20 protein-coding genes are annotated in these 23,795 nt (G+C 63.2%); 8 read left to right on the top strand and 12 right to left on the bottom strand.

Annotated elements, in window-relative coordinates:
• Window positions 1-7 precede the first annotated feature (7 nt).
• The 6 genes from ACIU1A_RS30645 to ACIU1A_RS30620 form a co-directional block, all read right to left on the bottom strand.
• A complete protein-coding gene (locus ACIU1A_RS30645) occupies window positions 8-1,450 on the bottom strand; it encodes a GMC oxidoreductase (protein ID WP_140512929.1) in 1,443 nt (480 codons plus the stop codon).
• Between the two features lie 93 nt (window positions 1,451-1,543).
• The gene (locus ACIU1A_RS30640) at window positions 1,544-2,875 is read right to left on the bottom strand and encodes a UDP-glucose/GDP-mannose dehydrogenase family protein (protein ID WP_140556874.1); all 1,332 of its coding nucleotides are present in this window, start codon (window positions 2,873-2,875) and stop codon (window positions 1,544-1,546) included.
• 73 nt (window positions 2,876-2,948) lie between these two features.
• Window positions 2,949-3,821: a family 16 glycosylhydrolase gene (locus tag ACIU1A_RS30635; RefSeq protein ID WP_404926036.1), complete on the bottom strand. Its 873-nt coding sequence runs from the start codon at window positions 3,819-3,821 to the stop codon at window positions 2,949-2,951.
• Between the two features lie 136 nt (window positions 3,822-3,957).
• Window positions 3,958-4,359, bottom strand: coding sequence for a hypothetical protein (locus ACIU1A_RS30630; RefSeq protein WP_140630102.1), 402 nt, complete (start codon window positions 4,357-4,359; stop codon window positions 3,958-3,960).
• Between the two features lie 223 nt (window positions 4,360-4,582).
• A complete protein-coding gene (locus ACIU1A_RS30625) occupies window positions 4,583-5,605 on the bottom strand; it encodes a glycosyltransferase family 2 protein (RefSeq protein WP_404926035.1) in 1,023 nt (340 codons plus the stop codon).
• Window positions 5,606-5,675: 70 nt separating this feature from the next.
• Window positions 5,676-6,803, bottom strand: coding sequence for a nucleotidyltransferase family protein (locus tag ACIU1A_RS30620; protein ID WP_404926034.1), 1,128 nt, complete (start codon window positions 6,801-6,803; stop codon window positions 5,676-5,678).
• Between the two features lie 522 nt (window positions 6,804-7,325).
• On the opposite strand from ACIU1A_RS30620, the gene ACIU1A_RS30615 reads away from it, so the two are divergent.
• The 6 genes from ACIU1A_RS30615 (at window position 7,326) to ACIU1A_RS30590 (ending at window position 13,176) form a co-directional block, all read left to right on the top strand.
• A complete protein-coding gene (locus ACIU1A_RS30615; RefSeq protein WP_140497189.1) occupies window positions 7,326-7,478 on the top strand; it encodes a lasso peptide in 153 nt (50 codons plus the stop codon).
• Between the two features lie 166 nt (window positions 7,479-7,644).
• Window positions 7,645-7,944, top strand: a complete 300-nt coding sequence (locus tag ACIU1A_RS30610) for a PqqD family protein (protein ID WP_404926033.1) — start codon at window positions 7,645-7,647, stop codon at window positions 7,942-7,944.
• Window positions 7,945-8,062: 118 nt separating this feature from the next.
• Window positions 8,063-8,437 carry a lasso peptide biosynthesis B2 protein gene (locus tag ACIU1A_RS30605; RefSeq protein ID WP_404926032.1) on the top strand — a complete coding sequence of 125 codons (375 nt, stop codon included), beginning with the start codon at window positions 8,063-8,065 and terminating at the stop codon, window positions 8,435-8,437.
• A gap of 3 nt (window positions 8,438-8,440) precedes the next feature.
• Entirely contained in the window at window positions 8,441-10,357 is a 1,917-nt protein-coding gene (locus tag ACIU1A_RS30600; RefSeq protein WP_404926031.1) for a lasso peptide isopeptide bond-forming cyclase, read from the top strand.
• A complete protein-coding gene (locus tag ACIU1A_RS30595) occupies window positions 10,354-11,325 on the top strand; it encodes a serine kinase (protein ID WP_404926030.1) in 972 nt (323 codons plus the stop codon). Before ACIU1A_RS30600 ends, ACIU1A_RS30595 begins: the two co-directional genes overlap by 4 nt.
• A gap of 6 nt (window positions 11,326-11,331) precedes the next feature.
• On the top strand, window positions 11,332-13,176 hold the full coding sequence (locus ACIU1A_RS30590) for an ABC transporter ATP-binding protein (protein WP_404926029.1): 1,845 nt from the start codon (window positions 11,332-11,334) through the stop codon (window positions 13,174-13,176).
• Window positions 13,177-13,193: 17 nt separating this feature from the next.
• Here the strand turns inward: ACIU1A_RS30590 and ACIU1A_RS30585 are convergent, their stop codons facing one another.
• Window positions 13,194-13,469, bottom strand: coding sequence for an exopolysaccharide production repressor exox (locus ACIU1A_RS30585; RefSeq protein ID WP_140512914.1), 276 nt, complete (start codon window positions 13,467-13,469; stop codon window positions 13,194-13,196).
• A gap of 600 nt (window positions 13,470-14,069) precedes the next feature.
• Between ACIU1A_RS30585 and ACIU1A_RS30580 the strand changes: the two genes are divergently transcribed.
• Window positions 14,070-14,747 (top strand): sugar transferase, encoded by a 678-nt coding sequence (locus ACIU1A_RS30580; protein WP_140497203.1) that lies wholly within the window; start codon window positions 14,070-14,072, stop codon window positions 14,745-14,747.
• 165 nt (window positions 14,748-14,912) lie between these two features.
• Window positions 14,913-16,121, top strand: coding sequence for a polysaccharide biosynthesis/export family protein (locus ACIU1A_RS30575; RefSeq protein WP_404926028.1), 1,209 nt, complete (start codon window positions 14,913-14,915; stop codon window positions 16,119-16,121).
• A 226-nt stretch (window positions 16,122-16,347) separates the two neighbouring features.
• On the opposite strand, the gene ACIU1A_RS30570 is transcribed toward ACIU1A_RS30575, so the two are convergent.
• The 5 genes from ACIU1A_RS30570 to ACIU1A_RS30550 form a co-directional block, all read right to left on the bottom strand.
• Window positions 16,348-17,649 carry an O-antigen ligase gene (locus ACIU1A_RS30570; RefSeq protein WP_140512908.1) on the bottom strand — a complete coding sequence of 434 codons (1,302 nt, stop codon included), beginning with the start codon at window positions 17,647-17,649 and terminating at the stop codon, window positions 16,348-16,350.
• 257 nt (window positions 17,650-17,906) lie between these two features.
• The gene (locus ACIU1A_RS30565; protein ID WP_404926027.1) at window positions 17,907-18,734 is read right to left on the bottom strand and encodes an SDR family NAD(P)-dependent oxidoreductase; all 828 of its coding nucleotides are present in this window, start codon (window positions 18,732-18,734) and stop codon (window positions 17,907-17,909) included.
• 121 nt (window positions 18,735-18,855) lie between these two features.
• On the bottom strand, window positions 18,856-19,362 hold the full coding sequence (locus ACIU1A_RS30560) for an acetone carboxylase subunit gamma (protein ID WP_404926026.1): 507 nt from the start codon (window positions 19,360-19,362) through the stop codon (window positions 18,856-18,858).
• A gap of 5 nt (window positions 19,363-19,367) precedes the next feature.
• A complete protein-coding gene (locus ACIU1A_RS30555; RefSeq protein WP_404926025.1) occupies window positions 19,368-21,563 on the bottom strand; it encodes a hydantoinase B/oxoprolinase family protein in 2,196 nt (731 codons plus the stop codon).
• A gap of 13 nt (window positions 21,564-21,576) precedes the next feature.
• On the bottom strand, window positions 21,577-23,742 hold the full coding sequence (locus ACIU1A_RS30550; RefSeq protein WP_404926024.1) for a hydantoinase/oxoprolinase family protein: 2,166 nt from the start codon (window positions 23,740-23,742) through the stop codon (window positions 21,577-21,579).
• Window positions 23,743-23,795: the final 53 nt, after the last annotated feature.

Here is a 23,795-nt window from a genome sequence, read left to right as displayed (position 1 = left end):
GCTCCTCTCACGCCATCCGGCTCGCCGCCCGCAGGGACAGCGCTGCCGCGGTCAGGCTCGGATTGGCGCATGAACAGCTCGGATATGTGCTGGTGCCGACCACGACCAGGTTCCTGAGCTGGTGATGAATCATGCCGCTGTCGACCACCGAATCGGCCGGGCCCGTTCCCATCCGGAGCGTACCCTGGACATGCGATTCGGTTGGCCGGATGCCGCGATCGAAAAGCTGTTCGACCGGTAGCGGGGCGAGCAGCCCGGGCAGTTTCTCCAGTGCCCGCGCCATGCCCTTGACCGCGTAGTCCGACGGCGCCTTGAAGCTGACGAAGGCGTTGTCGTCCTCGTCGAGCGTGACGAAATTTTCATGGTCGAGCAGGTTCTCGGTCACCACGACAAGGGGCAGCGCCTGGCGCAGCCGCCCCTTCTCGGCGCGCATGCCGTGTTGCCAGCGGTTCTCGAAATAGACCAGCGCCGCGGCGTGCTCGGACCGGTGCGGACCGTCATAGAGACCGAAATTCAAGCCGGTGGTGATGGTGCTGCCGTCGAAATTGTCGACACCGTCGAGATAGACCTCGAAATTCCAGCCATAGGATTCATGCAGGCCGCGGCCGACGAATTCGCCTCCCAGGCCGGACCGCAGCATGATCGCCGCGCTCTGGATGGCATTGGCGCCGAGAATGAAGAGGTCGCCGCTGACCTGATATTCCTTGCCGCCATGGACGAAGGTGACCGAGCGGACCGTCCCGCCGACATGATCGAGCCTGCGCACTTCCGAACCGAGGCAGACCGACACGTCGGGATGCTCGAAGACATGCATCAGGCCATTGTTGGCGGTGAACTTGGCGTCGACCGGGCATAGCCAGCATCTGAGGTTGGCGCAGCACGAGGTGCGCTGCGCGGTCGGCACGCGGGCGCGCGCGGTGGGCATAACGAAATGCTGGCCTGGCTGCGCCGCCTTCATCATCCGGTCGGGCGTCGACATGCGGTGCGGCGGCTGCGGAAAGGGCTTCGAGCGCGGCAGCATCGCCGCCATGTCGGGATCGCCCGAGATCGACATGATGTCTTCGGCGTCGCAATAGAACGGCTCGACGTCGTCATAGCTGATCGGCCAGTCATTGCCGATGCCGTAGGTGCTTTTCAGCCTGAAATCGTTGGGATGGAACCTCGGCGTCTGCGCGAACCAGCAATTGGTGCCGCCGCCCAGCCCAATCGTGTAGTTCCAGGGCTTGTCGGAATTGGTCTTGTAGGTCGACTCGTCCTCGATGTCGGTGTTGACGTTCTGCTTGAGCTGCCATTCATGCGTGTTGTGCCGGCCCCATTCCAGGAGCAGGATGCGCGCCTTACGCCGCTTCGTGAATTCGTGCAGGAAGAAGGCCGAACCGAAACCGGAACCGATCGCGACAACGTCAAAGTGGTCCTTGGTGATCTGCTCCGGCTTTACGTCCAGCACCATCAGCCGCAACTCCTTTCCGGGTCTTGTGCGTTCGTCATGGCAAGCGCACCGGCCGGCCGCGGCGATCCCACATTGGATTGCCCAAACCCGGTCTCATGCCGCCATCCTGCCGATCGAGTGATATTCGATGCCGTGGCGGGCGATGACCTTGGGATCATAGAGGTTGCGGCCGTCGAAGATGATCGGCGTGGTCAGCGCGTCCTTCAGCGCGTCGAAGGACGGCGCGCGAAAACTCTTCCACTCGGTGGCGATCAGCAGCGCATCGGCGCCGCGCAGCGCCGCTTCCTTGGTGCCGCACAGAAGCAGGTCGTCGCGCAGCCCATAGATGGCCTGGCATTCCTGCATCGCCTCGGGATCATAGGCCTGCACGGTCGCGCCGACGTTCCAGAGTGCCTCCATCAGCGTGCGGGCGGGCGCCTCGCGCATGTCGTCGGTGTTGGGCTTGAAAGCCAGGCCCCAGAGCGCAAAGGTCTTGCCCTTGAGGTTGCCCTTGAAATAGCGGTTCACCTTGTCGAACAGCACGGATTTCTGCTCGTTGTTGCGCTCCTCGACGGCGCGCAGCAGCTTGGCGTCGAACTTGACGCCTTCGGCGGTCTTGATGAGGGCGCGCACGTCCTTGGGAAAGCACGAGCCGCCATAGCCGAGGCCCGGATAGATGAAGTGGTAGCCGATGCGCGGATCGCTGCCGATGCCCTTGCGCACCTCCTCGATGTCGGCGCCAAGCTGTTCGGCAAGGTTCGCCATTTCGTTCATGAAGCTGATCTTGGTGGCGAGCATGCAATTGGCCGCGTATTTGGTGAATTCGGCGCTGCGCACGTCCATCACGATCATCTTCTCGTGGTTGCGGTTGAAGGGCGCATAGAGCTCGCGCATCACCGCCTCGGTGGCCTCGCTCGATGTGCCGACGATGATGCGGTCCGGCCTCATGCAATCGGCGACGGCGGACCCTTCCTTGAGGAATTCCGGATTGGAAGCGACGTCGAAGGTCAGGTCCTCGCGGCCTCTTTTCTTCAGCGTTTCGGCGATCCTGGCCTTGATCTTCTCGCAGGTGCCGACCGGCACGGTCGACTTGCCGACGACGATCTTGGGCGCATCCATTTCCCGGCCGATCGCCTCGGCGACCGCCAGCACGTATTTGAGATCGGCCGAGCCATCCTCGCCGGGAGGCGTGCCGACCGCGATCATCTGGATTTCACCATGCCTGACGGCGGCGGCCGCGTCGGTGGTGAACTTGATGCGGCCGGCGGCATGGTTCTCCCTGACGATGCTTTCCAGGCCCGGCTCGAAAATCGGGACGAGACCTTGATTGAGCCGCTCGACCTTGTTCGCGTCGATGTCGACGCAAACGACCTGATGGCCGACTTCGGCAAGCACAGCAGCCTGCACGAGACCGACATAGCCGATACCAAACACCGTCAAATTCATTCTGTTTTGTTCCTGTCCAGGGCAGCGGACCTTGGTCGGCCCGGCCGGTTCAAATCGACTTTCCCAATAGGTTCTACTTTACGCTGCATGCCAGCGATTCTGGAAACTGGCAGGGTTCGCCCTGCGCAGTGAAGGCGACGCGCTCGATCTGCAGCGAAACCTTGCGTCCGGGATCGGCGAATGCGCCCAACCATCCGGTCATCGTATCGCTGCCCCAGAGGCTGAAGAAGATCTTCTGAGCATGGCTGGGCAGCTTTGCCGGATCGGTGATGGTGTTCACCAGCTGGCCGTTGACGTACCAGCGCAAACTGTCCTTCTGCCAGACGAAGGCGTAGTCGTTGAAGGCCTTTTCCGTGCCGCCCGGCACGTCGACCAGCTTCTCGTTCTTGCCCTTGCCGGCGATGTAGGCATTGACCTGCACCTTGGACGTGTCCTTGGTCAGGATCTCGAAGTCGATCTCGTCCCAGGGCTGCTTGTCCGACGGTCCGATATAGGAGAAGAAAGCCGCGTTGAGGCCGGGACCGGTGTCGGTCTTCATGCGCGCCTCGTAGGTGCCGTAGCCGAAGCGCTGCTTGGTCTGGATTTCGCCGCAAGCGTAGTCGCGGTCCTTCGTCTTCTGCTTCTCGAAACCCAATGACAGCACGCCGTCCGCCAGGCTGACCTGTCCCTTCGCCCAGGTGCAATTCTGATGGCCGCCATTCGTCCAGCCATCGGAGACATACCAGCGCTGGCGGTTGAAGCTGGTGAAATCATCGACGAATGAGGGCGCCGACTTCAGATCTTGCGACCAGGATGGCGCCGGCCCGGCGAACAGGCTAGCGAGAGCCAGCGCGACCAGGGCAGCCCTGCGTCCGGTGGAATCGCCTGGGCGGGCTTGCCTGGCCTGGCGTGTTGAAGATATGCCGCGAACTGCGACGGTGGACGTGGTTCTCGGATCCGCATTCATACGAAACTCAACCTTTGCGCTGTGCATCCCCAACCCAAAGTAGCCATTCGAGCCGTTGCCAAACGGCGCTTTCTTTCTCTCGTCAGCCCCTCCCCAAGCTGCCTTCCCGCCTCGCGCCAAATCCACCCTTCAGCCTTCACCCTCTGCCGGCGCCTGCCGGTTTGGCGAGCCCCTGGCTGGCCGTCATATCGGACGACCCGTCCTCATCGAAAACCATATCTAGCGAATGACGAAGCTCCCGGACCATGCCGTTCTGGCGCGACAGCGCCGCGATGCGGCGCTCGCAATTCAGGATCGACGTCGTCAATTCATCGACCTCGGCGGAACGGCGCGCAGACGCCGAGCCGTTCTCCATGGCCTCGACCAGAAAGGCGGCGTTGGTGGCCGTCGCCTTGTAGCGATTCTCCAGCCCGTTTCGCTCGGCCTCGATCTCGGCCGCGATCTGCTCGAACAGCTTCGCCAGGCGGTCGAGGCGCGAGATGTCGGTCTGGCGGTCGCGGGCCGGATTCCTTGATCTGAAGCCGAATATCGAGGCCATGCGTTCAAAGTCCTGTGGTGGTCCGACCGTCGGCCGAGCCCCTTACCGGTTCAATATCGGGCAGTCCGATCGGAGGCCGGTTCATTGGCCATCCTAATTGCTGCACCGCAACATAGACTGCCATCCCCGGGCCGCGTAGGCAACCACCCAATTCGTAAACTCATAAATCCGCCGGAAATGGTTTGCGCGACGGGCTGGCAAGAGCGCGGCCGGATACCCGCATTCAAGGCTGCTTGCCCGTGCTGGTGCCGGCCATGAGAAAACGCATTGGCGGCACATGTTGACGACGGGAGGCAAACCCGACGCGGCGAAACAGCGCCTCGAGCTTGTCCGACGCCACGCCCTGAACGATGGGAACCAGGTTGGATTGGCTTGCGAAGGCATAGGCCGCAGCCGACGCCAGGCCCCGCTCGGCCTTGACGTCGAGGAAATTGCGCAGCCGGTATTTGTCGCGCACGTGGCGCTCGTGGCGGCGCAGCACCGCTTTGGAACCCTCAGGCAGGCTGTCGATCGCCAGCAGCGCCAGGTCGGCGTCGGCAAGACGCTTCAGGTCCTGGGTCTTGTGGCGGCCGCTCAGCGAATCGGCCCGCACGATGGCGCCGTAACCGCAGGAGCGGATGACCTTGAAGCGCGCACCGCAGGCGACCGCGCGCGCGTAGAGCTCGTAATCCTCGCCCAGACGCAAGCTCTCGTCATAGCGCAAGCCGTGCCTGTCGAGAAAAGCGCGGCTGATCACCGGCTTGAGGAAACCGAGTTCGCCTCTGCGCACGTTGCGCCTGGAGATGTTGCCTTCGACGAAGCGCTCAAGGTCGAGGAATTCCGGCTCGGCCGCGAATTGCGGTGCGACGATCTGGGTGACATCGCTCAAGGCGTCGTCCCTGATGAGCATGATGTTGTCGGCCGCGAAATCCCAGTCCGCGCCGGCAAACAGATTGTGAAATCTGCCCGCGAGAAAGAAGTCGTCGGCGTCCAGAATGGCGATGAACGGCGATTGCGAGGCCGCGATAGCGGCGTTGCGGGCGAAGGAGGGGCCGCGATTGACGTCGAGCCGGATCACCGCGAGCCGGCCGCTGCCGTCATCGGCGGCGCGGGCGACTTGGGCCGTGTCATCGCTGGAGGCGTCGTCGACGACGACGACTTCCGCCACTTCCGGTTCGCGTAGCGCGGACGCGATGGCGACCGCGATTGTTCGCGCCGCGTTTCGGGCCGCGATGATCACGCAGACCTTTGATTCCGTCATCGACATGAATTTGCCTCTTGCACAGGTTCCATTCTGCCCTCGCCCTGTACGTGTTCGATGCCCGACAGGCTTCCCGTCACGGGCTGCCCTGCCGTTCGAAGATGCGGCGGCTGATGTCGGCCGATGCCGCCCAGCCGGCTTCCGCCAGATAGCGGACCGGCGCACGACCGCACAACTCCCACAGCACGGTGCGCCGCTGCGGCCATCGCAGGGATGACAGCCATGGCGCGACGACCATGTTGAGCAGATCCTCATTGCCGATGCGCGACAGCATCCGCGCGGCGCGCTGCGACAAGAGCGTGTCGGCGCCGCCGAGGAGCACGTCGGCGGCGCGCAGGCCAAGCAGCAGCGTGTCGTCCAGCCCCTGCGCCGCGGCGGCGTCGAGCAGGCGCTGCTGCTCGGCTTCGTCCAAGCGGTCGGCGCTGGCGCGCACGTCGCAGACGTAACCGGCGCAGGGTTCCCGGTTAAAAAGCGCCTTGGCGACGCTGATGCAGGACAACAGCAGAGTGTCGGCCACCGATGTGAACGGCACCTCGACGCCGGTGATCTCGACCTGCCGTTTGCGCCGCAGGAAGCCATCCGCGTCGCGCGGGCTGGGCGAGCCGGGTTGCTGGAGCCGATAATGCAGATCGACGGTGGACTGCGTCGGCCCCTCGCCGCGGATCATGTGCTGTTCGCCGAGGAAACGGATCCACCAGACGGAGCGCGACTTGCCGGCGATCTCGTATCCGATCGAGCGGAGAGCCTCGCGCGCCCTGAAAAACCCGGACGGCGCCACCAATATGTCGACATCGCCCGAAGGCTTCATGAAATGATCGTCGTAAAGCAGATGCTGCTGGAAGGGACCTTTCAGGAAAACGAAATCGATCTGCCTGTCGCGCAGCGCCGCCTGGATCGCCATCGAATCCATGATGCAGGACGCGTTCATCGAAACGGTCTTCCGGCGGTAGGCGTCGAGCCATTGGGAGAGCTGGGCCGGCGGCCCGTTCGCGGGTGCGCTCGACAGCACCTTGAGGATAAAGGTCGCGACCTTGTTCAATCTGGCTATGTCGGTGACATTGGTTACGGAGAGGCCGGAGGCATCGCCGGGCGCGGCGCCGGATCGCGCCGCGAAGAACAGCCGCAGACAGGCCTGCACATAGGCGATCTCGCCGGCGCAATCGGCGGCGCGCAGTCGCTCATATGAACGTTCGGTCAGGGCCATCGGGCGCACGGTTCTCCAGAAGCGATCGGCGCGACGCCTATGCTGCAGGTGCGAAGCAAAGCATCGCCAAAAACCTTGGCGCCGTCCAGTTTTTCCTTTTGCAGCGCAAAAATCCAGCCCCGACGTTTATCGAAACCGGCTCGGGCGAACGGTGAGGAGAACCACTGGACCACAAGGGACGAGTGGCCTTTTCGGCGTTCCGTAGCAAACCTACCGGGAGACCCGATGCTAGGGCATTATTGTCGCCATGCCTTGAAGTGACAGGGCTTATAAAGTTTATATATGCAAATCAATTTCTTATGCTGACCTAGTGCATTAGGCCCATATGCAGGGATCTCGAGGCGATGAAGGCCAAAGCTTGAGATCGTTACTCACGACTGTGTCTGGGCGCGCAGTCCATAATTGATTAATGCGCGGTAAATCAGGCTTGACTCATAAATGCTGCCATGCAGCTATTGCATCGCAGCATGAAAGTGCCGCCGGCAATCGACAGGCCGTTTCCAGTCCTTGATGGAGTGTAAAATGGAACAGAATGTTGAAAAGCAGGAGTACGAAACGCCCAGCCTGACGGTTCATGGTTCGATTGAAACCATCACTCAGGGCGGTGGCGGCAACACGGCGCTCGACGCAGCATTTCCTGCGCACACGCCGATTGGCGACCTGACGTTCTCCTGAACCTGTCCTGATTCTGGAGGGACACGTTGGGCCTCTGGAATCCAAGAACCATAAAGGGAGTCGGGGTGAAAATCCCGGCTTCTCTTCATTGCCTGACCCGGCTTTTCTTCATCGCCAGAATTGTCGGCACGCATTGCGGACAGTGTGTAGCAAACGAGGTTTTCGGATGAACTGGAACCCATCTGACAACGATCGCGTAAGTGCGACCAAGGAAGCGGTTGCCTGCGAATTCGGGGATGGCCTGGCGCTTCTCAACCTGAAGTCCAACATCTACTACAGCCTCAACGGGGTAGGTACGTTCATCTGGGAGCTGATCCAGGAGCCGAAACCAATTGCCGAAATCCGCCGTGCCGTGCTCGCGCGCTACGATGTCGACGCCGAGCGCTGCAAGGCCGATGTCGACGCGCTGTTGAAAGGTCTGGCCGATAGCGGACTTGCGAGGCTGCATCATGAGGAACCTGTCTAGGCAGGTTCCGCAAAAGCGGGTCACGGTTTTGCGGCAAGAACCTGCGACGGAGAAAAGTCCCGGCCAGACGAAGCACCGGCGGCGCCTGCTTCGAGCTCTCTCCCTGAGAGGCCCGGAAATGCTGTTCCTCTGCCGCTGCCTGCTGGTGGTCGCGGCCGTTCGGCTGGGGCTGACCCTGTTCTCCTACAACCGCCTTCGCGGCATCGTCAACCGGCTGGAGGCGCGTGAATGCGCCAGCACGGGAGAGCTGCGCCGTGTCGCCTGGGGCGTTGCCGCCGCGGCCCGCCTGGTGCCGCGCGCAAGCTGCCTCACCCAGGCGCTCGCCGGCCAGTACATTCTCGCCCGCCAGGGCAATGCCTCGAAGATCCGCATCGGCATCGAGCGCGACACCGGCCGGCAGCTGAAGGCGCATGCCTGGCTGATCAGCGGCAACCACGTCGTCCTTGGCGGCTCCATAGACAGGTTCGTCCCTCTCGTCGACTATGGCCAGTAACCGATGAGCGGCGTGGCCGGAATCCTGCACGGGCACGAGGCACCGGAGGCCGCCGCCGACATCCGGCGCATGCTGGCCCGCATGCGTCATCGCGCCCGCGACGGCAGTTCATGGTGGACCGACAAGACTGTCGCCCTAGGCCACGCCTGGCTCAACACGACCGATGAAGCCGGACCCGGCCCGCTGACGATGGCGGGCGGCAAACTGGCCGTCACCGCGGATTGCCGGCTGGACAATCGCGACGAGCTGACGGCACGGCTCGGCGTCCGCGACGCATCGGTTGCCGACGCCGTGCTCCTGATGTGGGCCTATCTGCGCTGGGGCGAAGCCTGTCCCGTGCACCTGCAAGGCGATTTCGCCTTCGCCATCTGGGATGCCGAGCGGCAGGTGCTGTTTTGCGCGCGCGATCATTTCGGCGTCAAACCGTTCTACTATCACGCGGACGGGCAGCGCTTTGTCTTTGCCTCCGAAATCGGCCCGATCCTTGGCGTCACCAGCGCCGGCGCCCGCCTCAGCGAACATCAGATCTCGGGTTTCCTGGCCGGGCTGCCAGACGATCCGCAAGCGACGCCTTACACCGATATTTTCCGCCTGCCGGCGCGCCACAGCCTCACTGTGACGGGGCAGCGCGTGACGCTGCAGCGATACTGGCAGATCGAGCCGTCGTCGCGGCCTATGCGCCCGGACGCCGCCGAGGAATTCGCCCACCTCTTCTCGCAGTCCGTGCGCAACCGCATGCGCGGAAGCGCGGCGGTCGGGGCCATGCTGAGCGGCGGCCTGGACTCCTCTTCGATCGCCTGCGTGGCGGGCCGGCAAAACCTGTCCGAGGGAAAGCCGAGGCTGCCCACCTTTTCGCTGGTTTTCGAACGCGGTTCGGCGATGGACGAAACCCCCTTCATAGACGCGGTGCTGGAACAAGGGCGCGTCGACGGCACGCTGATCCCGGTCGGCAACTACGCGCCGTTCGCGGAATTCGAACGGGTGCTGGAAGAGCAGGAAGGAACGTTCCTGGCGCCGGGCCTTACGCTCACCCGGGAGGTCTACAGGACGGCGGGCGCCAAAGGCGTCAAGGTGCTTCTCGACGGCCATGGCGGGGACGAAGTCGTATCGCAGGGGCACGGCCATCTGCACGAGCTTGCCAATGCAGGCAAGTGGCTGGAGCTGTGGCGCGAGATCCGCAGCGCTTCCAACACCTATGGCGACGGCATGCTCGGCATGTACTTCCAGTTCCTGACCATCTACGGACCCGCCTGGCGCGTGGCCAGGCTCAGGCACACCGCGAACCGGCTCCTGAACAGGCTGCGGAAACCAGCCCAGGCTTCGCAAGGCGGAAGCTGGCGCGACCTGATCAATGCCGATCTTGCCGGCCGCACCGAGCTTATCGAGCGGGTTCACCGAGCCGGCTACAAGCCGGCCGACGTCAGCGCCAGCGAAGCGCTTACCCACCGCTGGATTCTTTCCAACGGCTATGTGCCGCATGCTTTCGAAGTGCTCGACAAGGCGGCCGCCAATTTCGGCGTCGAACCTCGTTATCCCTTCTGGGACAAGCCGCTGGTCGAGTTCTGCCTGGCGTTGCCGGGCAAGGAGAAGCTAAGCCGCGGTTTTGGCCGCTACGTGCTGCGCCGCGCCATGCAAGGCGTGCTGCCGGCGGCGGTTCAGTGGCGGCGCGACAAGATCGATTTCACCGGCAATCTCGTCAACGGCATGCTGCGCAACCACCGCGAGCTCCTGGAACAGGTGCTCGGCCCGGACGCCGGCCGCATCGAGCCCTATATAAACCTGCCGGCCGTGAATGCTGCCTATGCTCGGCTGCTCAGTCGGCCCGACCGGCCGGCGCCGCTCGACGTCCAGTATGTCTGGCGCTCGGCGTCGCTGTCGCTGTGGCTGCGGCAGGTGCAGCGTGCCGGGAGTGCCGCATGACGCCGTTGAACGAGCCGCTGGCCCTCCGCCCGCGCGCGCAAGGCTGGCCGCGCGGACAGCGCCGTTTTTATCGGGCCTACGGCCTGACCATCGCTTCCGAGGTGGCATTGCCAGAGCTGGAGCCGGCCGAGCCGGCAGCGGCGGATATTCTGATCAGTGTCGGCGCGATCGATATGCCGAAGCCTTCGCCCGAGGCCGCGACCATTTTCCGCTTCGAACCGGATCGGCAATATCTGGCATGGCACGCCGTAGGTGCGTTCCTGATCAGCGACGCCTGCCGCATCGAGGTCGAGCCGGCGCCCGGCATCGACGACGCACTGATCGCGTTCCCGCTGCTGGGACCGGTGATGGCGCTCATCCTGCACCAGCGGGGCCTGCTCGTGCTGCATGCCAGCGCCGTCGCGATTGCCGGCAAAAGCGCCATCTTCATGGGCGACAAGGGCGCCGGAAAATCGACGACGGCAAGCGCCATGATCCGTGCCGGACACGAACTGCTTACCGATGACGTCGTGGCGCTCGATCTCAGCCATCCGGACGAGCCGATGATCGTGCCGGGTTTTCCCCAGATCAAGCTGGCGGCCGACGCGGCTGCCGCGATTTCGCTTGAAGGGGCACAAGTGCGGCCGCAGGTGCATCCGGCCATCAACAAGGCCCAGCACCGCTTGCAGAGTGCCTTTTCGCGCGACAGGGTTCCGGCGACCCGCATCTACATTCTCGAGCGCGGCCGAAAGGCTGAGATCTCGCCCATGCCTGGCATCGCCGCTTTGCCGGCCGTGATCAGATTTTCATATGTCACGCGCTTCGGCCGCGCCGCCCTGGTCGGCGATTTCGCGGCGGCGCATCTCGGGCATTGCGCGCGGCTCGCCGATCGCGTCGGCGTGTGCAGGCTCGAAGTGCCGACGGGCCTCGACAGAATCGGCGAGGTCGTGAGCCTCGTCGAGCATGACTTGATGGCAGGACAGGGGTAGCAGGAGATGTCGAAATCATCGCTCCTTCGCCCGTCATTGTTTCGGGAAATCGCCGGGTTCGGCGCCGTTATCGCCCAGATAGGCGGGCGGCGGACCTGGACGGCACTGCTCTTCCTGATCATGGGCAGCCTGACCGAAGGCATCTCCATCCTGTTGCTGGTTCCGTTGTTGCAGCTGGTCGGACGCTCCGGCCAGGATTTCGCGATCAGGCTGCCCGACAATGATTTCATGCGCTGGCTGGTGCCGGACGGCACGCTGAAGCTGACCACGGTGCTGTGCATGCTGGTCGCGTTGGTCGCGCTGCAGGCCGCCTTCAACCGCTTCAAGTCGGTCTACATGGCCAGGCTCCTCTTCGATTTCATCAACCGCTTGCGCATGAACCTGTTCGAAAGCATCGGCAAGGCACGGTGGGGCGTCTTCACGCGCATGCGCGGCTCCGACCTCGACCATGCGCTGACCGGGGACATAGACCGCGTCCAGGGCGCGGCCTTCTCGCTGCTGATGCTGGTGCAGATCGCCGTGCTTCTGGCCGGCTATCTCGTGATCTCCATGTTCATTTCGCCGGTCATGACGCTGTTCGCCGTGGTCATTGGCATCCTGATGTTCCTCGCGCTGCGGCCATTCCGGTCGCGGGCGACCGCCTTTGGCCAGGTCCTGACCACCAACCGGCAGGATCAATACCGGACGGTCTCGGAATTCCTCGGCGGCATCAAGATGGCCAAGAGCCTGAACATCGAGGCGACCTATTTCGCGCAGTTGCAGGCGACACTCGAAAGGATGAAGGCCGACAACATCGCCTATGTGCGCAACAGCTCGACCGGCACCGCCCTGTTCCAGGTGGCGAGCGTGATCGGCTTGAGCCTGTTCATCTATGTTGCGCTGGTTCGCTTCGACCTCTCACTGGCCGAGATCGTGGTGCTGCTACTGGTCTTCATGCGCATCGCGCCGCGCTTCATGGACATGCAGACGCAGGCGCAGCAGGTCCTGATCAACCTGCCCGCCTATGCCGCGATGCGTAGCCTGCAGATGCGTTTCGACGCCGAGCGGGAACCTGGCCATGCCGGGATCGAGGACGCTCGAAAGCTGTCGCTCGATTTCGGACTGAATGTTCGCGGCGTCTCCTTCGCATACGAGGACGGCGCCGCCAAGACGGTGGTGAGCGACATCACCTTCGGCCTTCCGGCCGGCAAGGTCACCGCCCTTATCGGCCCTTCGGGATCAGGCAAGAGCACGATCGCCGACATGCTGCTCGGCCTGCTCGAGCCGACAGCCGGCACGATCCTCGTCGATGGCGTCGAGATCGACGCCGCCAATCGCCGGGGCTGGCGCGACCAGGTCGCCTACGTGCCGCAGGACGTGTTTCTCCTGCACGACACGATCGCGGCGAACCTACGCCTGGCCGCACAGCAAGCAAGCGACGATGAATTATGGGCCGCATTGCGATCGGCCCATGCGACCGAATTCGTCGAACGGCTCGACCTCAAGCTCGAAACGGTGGTCGGCGACCGCGGCGTGCGGCTGTCGGGCGGCGAACGCCAGCGGATCGCGCTGGCGCGCGCCTTGCTGCGCAAGCCGTCGCTGCTCATCCTGGATGAGGCGACCAGCGCGCTCGACTGGCAAAACCAGGCGCTGATCGCGCAATCGATCGACGGGCTGCGCGGCTCGATGACGATCCTGACCATCGCGCACCGGCCATCGATGATCGCGTTCGCCGACTGGGTGGTCGCGATGGAAAACGGCCGTGTCGTCGAGGTCGGGCAATATCGGCGGCTGAAGGCGAAAGCAGGAAGCCGGTTGTCCCGGATGCTTTCGGGCGAACAATCTGAGTCCGAACCCGCCGACGTGGCCTGAGGCCAGCCTGGTCTGGGTCAGTGAAGGCTTCGCCCGGCGCCGCCCAGCTTTTCACCCTCGGCCACCTCGGCCGAACTCAGCTTTCTTTCGGCCTCGCGTGTCCTGTCGGCCGGCGTCGGCGCGCTTTTGACGATCATGGCATAGACGAGCACGAAGTAGCCCGCCTGGATGACCACGGCACAGATGATGACGCGCAGCAGCGTCGTGCCTATTGAAGCGCCGCCCAGCCATGACCAGCCAACGACGATCGCAAGAGCGAAAATCATCCCAACGATGAATTTTGGAAGCGACATACCCAACAGCCCACAAACCGGCCCGGGTATATTCCAATCGTTGCCCCACCCGAGCGTCGTCCCTTGTCATGCGGGCTTGTTAAGTCGCCCGCTCCCGGCCGGTTGCTTCCGGCCTTTCAACCTGTCGCCACTTTGACAGGTATAATTTGCAATTCTATTAAGGCGAGCAAAAGGCCGCAAGGGCAACTGCATTTATTTTTAGGTGAGCTTTTGCGCTCGACTCACTCATGCTGCAACGCACACGGCGGGATTACGTGCAACTTCGGCTCTTTGGTGTTTTTCAGTAAAATCTACAATATCGAATAGTATTTTATTAGAATACCCTTGAATATCGCGCTGCGCTAAAGCACCAACGAGCTCCGCTCAGGGGCATAAAGAACGCCTCGCCTAGAAGTTGCCCCAAAAGCGCCTCTATTTTTCCGGCGATGCCCATTTATTGTCATAAATGTGCTAAATATTTCGAAATTTGTGCAGGGCGCGCTTATTATTTAGTCAATTCATGACGTGACTATTTCAAAGGTATGGGAAATTGTGTGTTGCGCTGCAACATTTTTTTGATATCGTGCCGTAAACCATCCGGTCAACGCATGGAGTTTTGGCATGAGGGACGTTGCCAAGTCGGCCACAGCGGAGTTTTCGCAGGCTGGCGTCGATTTTCCACCGCCGATCGGCGGCCTTATCAAGCGCAGTTTCGATATTGCCGGTTCACTGGCCGCCCTGATCGCTCTCAGCCCGCTGTTCGTGATGATAGCGCTGCTCGTCAAATTCTCCGATGGCGGATCGATTTTTTACGGTCACCGGCGAATCGGGCGTGGCGGACGGGTTTTCCCTTGTCTCAAGTTCCGCACCATGGTGCCGGACGGCGAAAGGGTGCTGGCTGCCTATCTGGCGGCCAATCCGGAAGCCAAGGCGGAATGGATAGCCACCCGCAAGCTGAAGAACGATCCGCGCGTCACCCGGGTCGGCGCGGTCCTGAGGAAACTCAGTCTCGATGAGTTGCCGCAGGTCATCAACATCCTTCAGGGCGACATGAGCCTTGTCGGACCTCGCCCGGTCGTGCGCGACGAACTGGAGATCTATGGCAGCGCCGCCGTGTATTACCTGAAGTCCCGCCCCGGCCTGACCGGCCTGTGGCAGGTCAGCGGCCGCAACGACGTCTCCTATGACAGCCGCGTCGCGTTCGATCGCCACTATGTCGAGAATTGGTCACTTTTTGAGGATATTCGCATCATCATCAAGACAGTTCCGGCTGTCTGGATGTCGCGCGGCTGCTACTGAGCAGCCGCGAACCGGATCGCACCGGGGGATCTCTCCCGGCAGGCATCGGGCGCAGGCTCATCGGGCTGGTGGGGCCAAAGCGGATCGGAACGTTCAGTTGAAGATAGACATGTTCGAAGTTTTTGCAGCGGCCCGCATTCGGGCCGCTCGCGGCGTTTGCGGCTCGTGGCCAGCTGCCTGGCCCTGTCGCTCGCCCTGCCGCGGATCGCAGTTGCCGACGAGTACCATCTCGGATCGCAAGACAAGCTCACCATCCGTATCGCGGAGTGGCAGACCGTCGAAGGCACGTTCCGCGACTGGTCGGCGGTGAATGGCGTATACACGGTCGGGCCGGCCGGAATGTTGTCGGTGCCTTTCGTCGGCGAGCTGCCGGCATCCGGCAAGACAACGGCCGAAGTCGCGGCGGCGATCGGCGAGGCGCTGCAGCACAAGCTCGCTTTGTCGGACCGGCCCGAGGCATCGGTGGAAATGGCGCAGTTCCGGCCGTTCTATATTTCGGGCGAGGTGCAGAACCCCGGGCAATTCCCCTATGTGCCCGATCTTACGGTGCTGAAGGCGGTCAGCATCGCCGGCGGCATCCGGCGAAGCGCCGACTACGGCCCGCAGCTCGGCAAGGACCTGGTCACCGCCAAAGGCAATTTCGACATATATGACGATCAGCGCGTTCGACTGATCGTCAAGCGCGCGCGCATCGATGCCGACCTTGCGGGCAAGTCGAGCTTCGACGTGCCGAAGGAGGTCGAGGGCGACCCGAGACTGCAGGCCATCGTCGCGGACGAGATGACGATCCTCACGGCTGACCAGAAGGCGCTGAAGCTGAAGCTAGAGGCGCTCAGCGACCTGAAAGGGGTTCTGCAGGCCGAGATCGAATCGCTGCAGAAGAAGATCGTCAACCAGCAGAAGCAGGTCGACCTGGCGCAGCAGCAACTCACCAGCATCGGTCCGCTGGCCCAGAAAGGTCTGGTCGCCAACGCAAGACTGCTGGATTCGCAGCAGTCCGTCACCGACCTTCAGGGCAAGATCCTGGACTACGAAACGGCCATCCTCACCGCCAAGCAAGCGATCAGCAAGGCAACGCAGGATGCCATCGATGCCCAGAACACGCTGAGCTCGAGCCTCGCCGCCGACCGGCAGCAGACCGAAGCCGACCTGAACGAGGCCGCGCTGAGGGTCAACATGCAGAAAGGATTGATGGCCCAGGCCACCGATCCCGCCACCGTGGCCGCCAGCGCAACCAACGAAGAGCCCACCCTGATCTATTCACTGCTGCGCGCTGCCGACGGCAAGACGAGCGAGATTGCGGTCAAGGAAGACACGCCGGTGCTGCCGGGCGATGTGATCAAGGTCAAGCTGGCGCCAATGCCCAGCCAGTAGGCGATCGAACCGCCTAAGATAAGAGCAGTTCACCGTTCACGAAAAACCGCAAGCTGCTCTATCCCTTTGTTTTTGCGCAATTCCGGACGGAAAGCGCTGCGCGCGTTTCCCGGGGAAGCCGTACACACTTTCCTGAAATTGCTGGAGCGGGGCGGCGTTTGAGGGAATCGCCAGCCGCTCTATCGCCTTGCTTTGACGCAATCCCAAACGGGAAACCGATCGGTATTCATCGAGCGGCGTCCGTGCCAGGCTCGGGGCCGCTCCAGCCTCTGGCGGCATTTGCCTCTTCGATCCTTGCCGCAGACAGGCGAGGACGGGCAACGGGCAGTCGCGCCAGCTTGAAGAAGCTGAAATACATCAGGAAGGAACCCATGATGTAGGGGTTGAGGATCTCGACCTCGACGAAGGAGCGGATCAGGAGCAGCACCATGACGCCGGCCAGAACGACCGAATCCGCCCGCCATGTTCCGAACGCGACCGCCGAGACATGGCCGTAAAGCGTGCGCAGGATGACCAGCGAAACCAGCGTCGCCCCGACGAAGCCGAGTTCGACAAGGGCTTCGATGTAGGTGTTGTGGAAGTGGAAGCCGGTGCGGGTGGTGATGTAGAACTCGTTCCACAGGCGCTCGGCCTCGGCAAAACCCTGGACCCAGTATGCGGCATAGCCGACGCCGAGCATGGGCGCCCTCTGCGCGGCGTTCCAGCCCTGCTCCCACAGATAGGTGCGCCCGGTGAGCGTCGAATCCTTGCCGAACAGGCCGAGGACGAAGTCCATGAGGCCGAGATTCAGCGCCACAAGGATAGCGACGACCAGCATGCCTGTGCCGACCAGGAAGATCACCCGGCGGTAGCGTCGCGACAGCACCTTGCTCATGGCAAGCAGCATCACCAGCGCCAGCACCGCCGGTGTCGAGGCCATCGAGGTGGCCGAATGCGAGATGACCAGCAGATAGGCCGACAAAAGCACCACCGGCACGGTCAGGAACAGGCTCAGCCGGCCGTGCCTGAGGAAGGCGATGAAGACGACGCTGAAATAGATACCGAGCGAGGCGACGAAGCCGATCTGGTTCTTGGAGGCGAAGGCGCCGACGAAATTATAAGTGCCGTCGAGGACGTCCTCGGAATAGGCCCCGACCTTGAGAGAGTAGAGCAGGACGACGAATATGCCGACCAGGGCGCCTATTGTCAGGGTCCGCACACTGACGGCTCGCGCCGCGACATAGGCGCAGGCGATGTGGGAGAAGTACTGGACGGCCGTTCTCGCGGTGATGCCGGGAGCGTCCGACCAGAAGACGGAGAAGCATACATAGGCCGCGAACGACAATGGCAGCCAGGCGCTGGACAGGTGCCGCAGGAACCGCCTGTAGTCGACCATGATGAGGGGCAGCCACACCGCATAATAGGCCAGGATCAGCACCTGGCCGAATATGACGGAGTAGGAGAATGCCCAGACCGAAACGGCAACGGCAAAACTGCCGTAGACCGAGTTCCTCTCGGGATCGACCAGCAAGGACTTTGGAATCTTCATCTCAGGTTCTCGCCGAGCCTACCCCGGACCGCCGCGTAATCGGCAGGCATCTCCGTAAGAAGGGTGCAATCGACGGCATCTCCATTGTGCAGTGCAATATAACCTATCGCGCCGCGCGCTCAATGGCAAATGCGGTCACCTTGTCTTACAGCCAGGCGAGCGCCGAGAGATCAGGTCCGGGACAGCCGCCCGGACGGGATCGGATTTCTCTTTCCATTGCCGGCCTCTCCATCGAGGCCCGCAACCAGCCGTGCGTGCTACCAAAGAGCTCCGCCGGTGACCTGTATGTTTTCCATGGTGATGCCCTTGGCCATATCCGAGCAGAGGAACACGGCCAGCGCCGCGATCTCCTGTGGCTGGAGGATGCGCTGCTGCGGGTTGCCCCTGGCGATCTCGGCCATCGCGTCCTCGGCCGTGCGGCCCTTGCCCTCGCGCTCGACGACCTGCGCCACGTTGCGGCGCATCAGTTCGGTCTCGACCCAGCTCGGGCTGATCATGACACAGGTCACGCCATGCGCCGCCCCTTCGAGCGCCACGCAACGGGTGAGGCCGAGGAGACCGGCCTTGGAGGCGCAGTAAGCGGGATTGTCCTTCCAGCCGACCGAGGCGGCGGTCGAGCCGATGTTGACGATGCGGCCCCAGCCGCGCTCGATCATGCCGGGCAGCACGGCGCGGGTGGCGCGGAAGGCGCCGGTGAGATTGGTGTCGACGATCTTGTCCCACAGCGCGTCGGAATGGCCGCAGACCGGCTGCTCGGCCGTGGTGCCCGCGGCGTTGACCAGGATGTCGACAGGGCCGACCGCCGCTTCGGCGTCGGCCGCGAAACGGTTCGTCACGTCGCTGTCGCGCACGTCGAGATGCGCGGCGTAAATCCTCGTTCCATGCGCGCCGAGAGCCGAACGCACGCGCTCTATCTCGTCGGCGCCGGGATAGTAGGCGGCGTCGGATCTCTCCACGCCGCCAGGTGCGACATAGGAACCGACGGCGACATTAGCGCCGGCCTGCGCCAATGCCGTGGCAATCGCCAGGCCCATTCCGGAGAAGCCGCCGGTGACGATCGCGCCGCGGCCGGAAAGGTTTGTCATCGGGCATGGCCTCCGCGCGGCATGGGACGGTCCATCAGTCCCGAGAGTATCCGAACTTCATAGGCCAACATAACCTCAATCGCCCGTTTCGGAGCCGGTGACGAAACTTGCGTCCTTGGCATCAGCTTCCCTTGTCCATCGGCTCGAGCGGCTTGCCCAGCCAGTCGCGGTAGAAACCTTCCAGGTCGGGTTCGAAATCATGGACGATGGGATAACCCGGCGCCGCGGCCTCGACCTCGTGCAGCGTGCCGCATTGCGGGCAGATGAACTCGCGGATTTCCATCCATTCGGGATCCGGCAGGTCGCTGTTGGGATAGATCTCGCGCAGCGCCTCCTCGCTGTCGCGCACGATGATCGAAGCCTTCAGCTTCCAGTTCTTGCGGTAGTCGCCGAAGGAATGGCCGCATTCGCAACGGGTTACCCGCCCATCGCCGCTCTGGCAGATGAAGAGGTGGTCGCCCACGGGGAGCAGTATCGGATCGCTCCAGCCGACGCGGTCCTGCAGCACCGCGACATATTTGAAGAACCGGTCGTCGTCCTTGTAGGCGCTCATGACGCGGCGCGTCTGCGGCCAAGGCAGGGTGCCCGCGACCAGATCGGCGATGACTTCCTTGCTGTATGAGGTCATGGTCCCTACTCCACGCCGAAGGTCGATTTGGCGTCGACATCCCAGAAGGTTGAAAAATCCCTGGTGAAGCGCGGCGAAAGCTTGAAGGCGCTGGCATACATCTTCTTCACCTCGGGCGCGAAATCGGCCGCCTTCACCCGCTCGCGCTCCTTGGCCATCCACTCCGAGACCGGCCTGGCCCGAGCGAGCCGGCGCGACCGCATCTCGGCACGGTGGCGCTTGGTGGCTTCGAGATCGGCGACGGGATAGCCGTCCTCGTCCTCGTCAAGCACGATCCCGAAGACATTTTCGGCAGCTTCCCTGGTGAGATAGCCGTTCTCGACGTCCGATGCCGTCTTGAGCGGATCGCGCTCCAGCACGTCGCCATAGCCGCCACCGCCATTGTAGGAATGGGTGAACACGTCGCCGGTCTTGTGGGGCGCGGTGATATAGGGCCCTTCCATCGTCACGTGCTGGCCTTCGAGCCGGACCTCGAGTTCGGAACGATAAGGATTGGTGCCGGTATGGTGCGCCAGCGGCGCGCCCTTTTGTGCGAGCTCGAAGATGTTGCTGTCGCGCACCGCACGGTGTTTTTGGCAGGTCGGCGCCGGATACCCGCCGCAGAGCCCGCCATTGTCGAAGACGCGCGACGAGTGTTCCGAGGTGACCAGCCGGAGATGGTCGGTCTTGCTGACCAGCCAGGTCGACAGGAAGGCGCAGCCGCCGCGATATTTGCCGGCGCCGCCGGAATTGGCAACGATCGAGCGGCCGATATAGACCATCGGCATGTTCTGTTCCCAGATCTCGATGTTGCCCATGTCGGATTCAGGATTCCAGCCGACATAGGCGGTGTCCAGCCCATCCTTGATGGCAAGCGCGCCGGAACCGGCGGCCGCGCATTCGAAATGCGCCATGCCGAACAGCGTGCCGTACTGGCTGGTTCCCCCCATCTCGATCATCGGGCTGTTGACCTGGCCGACGAAGGCCTCCTCGACGAAGCCGCGGGCGATGAATGATCTCGACAGGAGCCGCTGGAAGACGCCATAAGCCGGCAAGAGCAGCGCCCAGGACGTGGCGGTGGCCACCATCTCATTGTCGGGATTGGTCCAGGTGCCATGCGGCAGCTTCAGCTCCGTCGCCATCCAGGCGCCGTCATTGACCAGGCCTTCGAAATTCATGTGCTGGGTCAGCGTCACGAACATGCCGCCATCCATGCCGGCCGGCGTGCAGTTCATGGAATGGTAGCCCCAGGGCTGCGTGCCCTCGAAATCCATGATGATCTTGCCGCCCGTGGTGATCTCCATTTCGATCGGAATGTTGTAGAGCCAGTCGGGGTCGCCGAGCGGCTGGTAGCCCGGCTTGCCCTTGGTGACGTGACCGTAAAAAGTATGCCCCCGATAGATGCCGGGAACGGTCAGTTGCCGCGTGCGGGCGAGTTGCGCGCGGCGGCCCTCCTCGATGAATTCCTTGGACACCTTCATCCAGTAGTCGAGGCCGATCTCGTCGATCAGCGCCTTGACGCTTTCGCGCATGTCGATGCAGGAGGCGACCTTGGCCTTCTCGTCCAGCACCCAGTAGATGGGCATGCGCAGATTGCGCTCGCAGCGGATCACGTAGTCGCGCCGCAGTTCGTCGTTCTGGCCGACTTTTTCGGCACAGACGAACAGGCCTTCGGTGAAGCGCTCCTGGGCCAGCGCCACGTCGCCGCCCGGCGTGATGCCGCCGGCCTCCAGCTCATGGCAGACGGCGCCGGCCCAGCCGACGAGCTTGCCCGAGTGGAAGATCGGCACCACGTCCATCACGTCGGGCACCTGCACCGTGCCGATGAAGGCGTCGTTGTTGGCGAAGATGTCGCCGTCGACGATGCGGGGATTTTCCTCGTAGCCTTGTCTGATCATCCATTTGATGAAGCGGCTCATCGTGTGCACATGCACCATGATGCCGTTGGAGAGCGCGATCGCGTCGCCCTCGGGCGTGTAGATGGCGACGACCATCTCGCCGACCTCGCGCACGCCGGGCGAAGCCGAGATGCGACGCGCCATCTCGCGCGCCGAGACGCAGTAGGCGCGCAGCTTGGTGTGCAGCGTCTCGAACTTCAGCGGATCCTGGTTGCGCAGTTCGAGATCGGTAATGCCGTCATAGCAGCCGGTCTCGTCCATGAGCCGTTCGGATTCGATCAGCCGCTCGCGGAGGCGCAGGGCGGAGGCGGGTTTGTCCAGCATGGCGTTCGCCCTCTCAAGCGTGGGAGTAGTGGAGCAGCGTCCATTCGTCGACGAAGACACGGTCCCGCGGATGGACGACGAGGGTGGTGGCGGGGTGTTCGATGATGGCCGGGCCGGTCACCTCATGCCCCGGCAGCAGAAGATCCATCTCGTAGAGATCGGCCTTGTGCCAGCGGCCGCCAATATAGGCCTCGCGCACGCCCTTGTGCGCGGATGCGGGGCTTGAGGGGCCGAGCGGCCGCTTGAGCAGCACGGGCTTGACCTTGTCGGCGGTGGCGATCAGGCCGAGCTCGGTGATCGAGAAGCCGGCTTCGCCATAACGCGAGACGCGATGGTTGACCTTGGCGTAGACCGCCTCGAACTCGTCGATGACCTTGCGCATGTCGCCGGCCGAATTGATGGCCGAGAGCGGCGCCATCACCTCGACATCCTCGAGCTGGCCGGTATAGCGCATCATCAGGAACGGCACCGTCCTGATCTTGTCCAGCGCATGACCGTCGGCCACCATCTCGTCGACCGCGGCCCTGGTGAGATCGTCCCAGACCGCGGTCACTCTGGCACCGAAGGCCAGCAGTTCGGCCTCACTCGCCCGCGCGCCGATGTCGATCTGGGTCGATACCGAATGCCGGCGCATGAAATCCGCCGTGGTGCAGCCGAACGCGGAGAAGGCGGCGGCGAACTGGAAGGTGATGATATCCTTGAAGCCGATGCCCCTGGAGCAGCCGGCCAGATGCAGCGGCCCCGAGCCGCCATAGGAAAGCAATGTGAACTCCGAAGGGTGGATCCCCTGGCCGGAGATGACGCGGCGCAGCGCGTTGTTGGCGTCGGCCTCCAGCATATCGATCATGCCTTCGGCGGCTTCCTCCACGCCGACGCCGAGCAGACGGGAGCACTTCTCCTCGAAGGCCTTGCGCGCCTTCTCGACCTGCAGCACGACCTTGCCGCCGAGGAAATAATGCGGGTTCAGCCGACCGAGGATGGCGTCGCAATCGGCGATGGTCGGCTCGGTGCCGCCCCTGGCGAAGCAGATCGGGCCGGGATCGGCACCGGCGCTTTCCGGCCCGAGCGAGACTTTCTTCGTCAGCGGATCGACCTTGAGGATCATGCCGGCGCCGGCGCCGATCGTGTCGAGATGCAGCGTCGGCACGTTCAGCTTGAACCGGTCCATCAGCGGCTCGTTCTCGATCCGTGTCTGGCCGCGCGTGATGACGCCCATGTCGAAGGAGGTGCCGCCCATATCGGAGCAGATCAGCGAGTCATTGCCGATCAGCTTGCCGACATAAGCCGCGCCCAGAATGCCGCCGATCGGACCCGAGATCATGGTTTCGTGCAGGCGCGGATGATTGATCGAGGTGAGGCCGCCGAAGGAGAGCAGCGTCTGGACGCCATATCTGAAGCCGTATTTCTTCGAGACGTCCTCGATCCCCTTGAGCTGCTTGCGGCCGCGCGAGGTGGCGTAGGCCTCGATCAGCACCGAGTTCAGCCGCGACTGCTCGCGGATGACCGGGCGCACCTCATGGCTGCTGTAGACGAGGATGTCGGCTCCGGCGGCGGCGATCTCCTCGCGGCAGATCTCGGCGATGCGCTTCTCATGCACCGGATTGACATGCGAGAAGATCGTCATGATGCAGACCGCCTCGACCTTGTCGGCGATCAGCTTTTTCGCCGCGGCACGGACCTCATGCTCATAGAGCGGCAGGATGATGTCGCCGAACTGGTCGATGCGCTCGGTGACGCCGTGAGTGCGTCGGCGCGGCACCAGCGGATCGGGATGATGATGCGTCACAGCGTGCAGCCGGTCGGCATAGGAATAGTCGGCCCAGGCCTGCAGGCCGCGACCCATCAGGATCATGTCCTCAAGGCCCTTGGTGGTGATCAGGCCGAGTTTCCTGCCGGTGCGCGACAGCAGCGTGTTGAGCATGCCGGTGCCGGAATAGAGCACCACATTGACGCCCGAAAACAGGGCCTCGAGCGAGATGCCCCAGGCGTCCGCCGCGTCCTCGGCCGAGGCGAGGAACCCCTCGGCCTCGTTCTTCGGCGTCGTTGCCGACTTGCCGATCTTGAAGCGGCCGTCCTGATCGACAAGGATGGTGTCGGTCATGGTGCCGCCGGCGTCGATGCCGATGACGATGGGATTGGTAGAGATATGGTCCACGGGTCGCCTTCCCTTGCCGAGCATGACCACAGGCTAGATTCGCGGGACCGGATCGCGCCATATGCCTAAAGGCACAA

Source organism: Mesorhizobium maamorense (assembly GCF_044998965.1).
Lineage (GTDB): Bacteria > Pseudomonadota > Alphaproteobacteria > Rhizobiales > Rhizobiaceae > Mesorhizobium.
The sequence above is the reverse complement of the archived record's forward strand: the minus strand, read 5'-3'. Positions and strand labels throughout refer to the sequence as shown.